3 pseudogenes are annotated in these 3,491 nt (G+C 35.4%); 1 reads left to right on the plus strand and 2 read right to left on the minus strand.

Going from position 1 to position 3,491, the window contains the following annotated elements:
- Window positions 1-334 precede the first annotated feature (334 nt).
- Window positions 335-1,667 (plus strand): annotated as a pseudogene (locus HET73_RS06480) (proton-conducting transporter transmembrane domain-containing protein); the annotation flags it as partial.
- On the opposite strand, the pseudogene HET73_RS06485 reads toward HET73_RS06480, so the two are convergent.
- A pseudogene (locus tag HET73_RS06485) lies at window positions 1,645-2,579 on the minus strand (FKBP-type peptidyl-prolyl cis-trans isomerase). The pseudogenes HET73_RS06480 and HET73_RS06485 sit on opposite strands and share 23 nt — an antisense overlap.
- A pseudogene (locus HET73_RS06490) lies at window positions 2,572-3,355 on the minus strand (polyprenyl synthetase family protein). The pseudogenes HET73_RS06485 and HET73_RS06490 overlap by 8 nt, the downstream one beginning before the upstream one ends.
- Between the last annotated feature and the right edge of the window lie 136 nt (window positions 3,356-3,491).

The following is a 3,491-nucleotide window of genomic DNA, read 5'->3' on the forward strand; positions in this document are numbered from 1 at the left end:
AAATTAATCTAAATTATCTTTCTTTCAAAATTACCATTTTAACAAATAAGCTCTTTTCCCTAAAATAATCATGGCATAGTCACAATTACGGCTCATATTTTAAACTACATTTTTGTCTTCATTCATATTCAATAACACTAGTGGCTACAAACCAAATTGCATATTATTTTGGGACACGCAATCTTCTGCTGGAACAACGCAAGAAAAAGCAGGTATTAAGCACCACCTTGATTATTTTATGTGCCATCATTAATATTTAAACCATAGAAAAACTATATTAAGAAATACAGCCACCTGGCTTCACGTCTGCGTTATTATTAAGTATTATACGACATATACGTGTCTGTGCACTTTATATTGGGCATATGGTGATCATTCTCAATTTATTCTTATGGATTTTGGCACAAACTTGCATATTAATTTAAAGCTAGAGTCCACTGGCGTGGTATTTAGTTTATTAATATCGTTTTTGTGTATCGTTTAACCAGTATATATGCAATATGCTACATGCAAAATAACTATCCTGATAGTAATCACTCAAGTTTCTTGTGTTTTCTTTCAGTATCGATCAGCTGTACAATGTTTATTGCTTTTTCCGGCGATTTGCTTACTACATTTGTTTTTTATGAACTTTTGACTATCAGTACCTATCCTCTCGTTACCTATAATGCAACAAGTGAGTCAATGATAGCCGGACATTATTACTTTGGTGTGCTGTTTTTTCCTTCCTTAGTGCTATTTTTTCCAGTTCTCGGTTTCTTATACAGTAAATTTCATACTTTGGACTTCGTAAGCGGTGGAATATTTAAATTTGACACTTCGCTCGTTACTTTCATTGCAGTGTGTTTTGCTATGCTGATTTATGGAATAGGCAAAGCTGCATTAATGCCAATGCACTTTTGGTTACCAAAAGCAATGGTTGCGCCAACTCCTGTGAGCGTGCTGCTAAATGCTGTTGCTGTTGTGAAATCCAGAGTTTTCATCATTATAAAAGTCATATTGTACACTTTTGGCACCGATAATCTGCAACGCTTTGCACAACAAAGTTGGTTTGCTGGTGGATGGCTGCCTTATGCTGCAGGATTCACCATCATCATTGTTGCTTCACTGATTGCACTCAAGCAGAAAAAATTGAAAAAATTGCTCGCCTATCTACCGTTTCCCAATTATAATATGTTATACTATTCGCTTCAATTTTTAGCGATCTTAGCGCAAGAGTTGCAGTTTTTCAGTTAGTTTGTCATGCATTTGCAAAAATCACGCTATTCTTTGTTGCAGGCAGCATAATAACGAAAACGGGTGAGAAATATGTAGATAGAATTCACGGCATAGGACGAAATATGCCAATTACTATGGCAGAATTTACTATAGGTGCGTTATCTATGATAGGAGTGCCACCTGCTCCAACTTTCTGGGGTAAGTTTCTCATTTTTAAGGCTGTTTTTAACTATAGCAATGTAGCACTTTCTGTATTTGTAACTCTTGTGTTAATAGTAAGCACTATACTGAATGCTATGTAATTTTTGCCAATAATTTACAATGCTTTTTTCTCAAAGCCTTTTAAGAATTTTTTCGTTAAAAAGACACATATTTTTCTGGTTTTACCGCCAGTCATCACTGCGATGTGTACTTTTGTTATTTTCTTCAGTTACCAAGTAATATTTTAAAGTATCTTGTCTTTAAGCTTTGGCATCTAAGCTGAGATTTAATTATAGAAACATTTTCTTCGGCAAAATCTATATCTCCGATTAACTTTAACAGTAACCTTCAAAAGTTCAGGTGGAGAAATGATAGTTCTGTTATTACCAGTTCTCATTCCAACCACTCCAAGTTCTATGGCAAACGGTACTTTTTTATCACCAACTTTGAATTGCGCTATTTGATCTTTGATTATATATTCACCATCTTGTCCCATTACACTATACTTAATTGACACTTCGTCACCATATCTTACTTGTTTGCCAGCCCTGTTAATTAAGTCATTAAAATCATCATATTATTTACTGACTCGGGATATCTATCCTTTACTTCGATTAGTTTGACGTAGTGAGAGTTAAAGCTTGTTTCGTTACCACTCGCAATGTTTACAGTAACTACACGCTCTCCTCCTTCTTTCATACCCATTATTCCTAGGTCCACCTCTTTCCAATCATCTTGACCTATTTTCAAAGTAACATTAGGAACTTGACTCGTAAGTGGTGTCGCTAGGTTGTTAGATATTTTATACATTTGCAGCAGGACTTCTTGACCACATAGAGCTCTGCTGCCCCACTGCCTTCTGTAATTTCATAAAAGTTTATCAGATTTTCCTCCTTTTCTTGCTGTATTATTTCTTCTAAATACTTTATCAGCCCATGTTTTTCAATATAGTGGTCAAGTGCTGATTCAAGTATTGGTTTCACTAAGTAATATGCTATCGTTTGCAGCAAGCCATCATGAGCAGCATTTATCTCATAAAGCGTGTCCTTTTTTTCTGGCTTACCTTTGTTGATAAAGACGATAGTAAACATAAAAGCGGAAGTTAAAGTAAAAAGTATTAATATGGAAACAAGCAATTGTAATATAATTTTCTTAGCCATCTTTCCTTACTCGATTCAATAAATCGTATAAATAATCAGTATCTCCTGAAAGCTTACTTGATTTATCCGAAGTTTGTTTTTAAAAAGGTTGTCCATATAGTTTTCTATTTCACTTTTATTAAGTACAGCCTTTAAATTATTTACCTCATCTTGTTTGTAGTCTTCAACATCATCCTTAGCTTGAAAGATAAGTCCTAGATTTATTCCGCAGTCATATAACACTCTACGTTGCTTATTTGTAGCATCTCCTACTATAGCACCTATTTCACATGAAGCTGCAAATAGTTTTGCGGTTTTTAATAAATGAATTTAATTTATTTTAGAGAAATCAGTATCAATATCCAAAATCTCTCCTCCTACCATTACCTTAGCTCCTATCGATTGGGAGAGCGCTCTTATGATTTCACAACGTTTGTTATCCTCATTTAGTGAAGATAATATTTCAAAAGCGAGGGTAATCAGCGCATCCCCAGCAAGTACCGCTGTTGCTTCGTCAAATTTCTTATGGCAACTTGGCTGACTTCTGCGAGTGTTGCTATTGTCCTTACACGGCAAATCGTCATGAATCAGAGAGTAGGTGTGAACACATTCAACTGCCATAGCAACTGATATAGCTTTCTCAGCTCGTGACGAAGCTGTGACTAAAATTGGACGCGTGTATTTTGCCGGAGCAAGAAGCACATAACGCATAGCTGATATAAGCTTGTTTTGGCTATCTTCAGGTAAAAATTATCTATTTCTGCAACGAGCAGATTTATTGTTGTCTTATCTAACATTTTTGAGTTTCCTACATATGATACTGAAGCAGAGGCCACAGTTGCCATGGCGGACGAGGATTTGGCATCATCAATACCGATGGGGAAAGAATCCTTGATTTCGCAGATGCACACAATCTTGTTATTACAAACACAG

This window comes from Wolbachia endosymbiont of Atemnus politus (assembly GCF_013309895.1).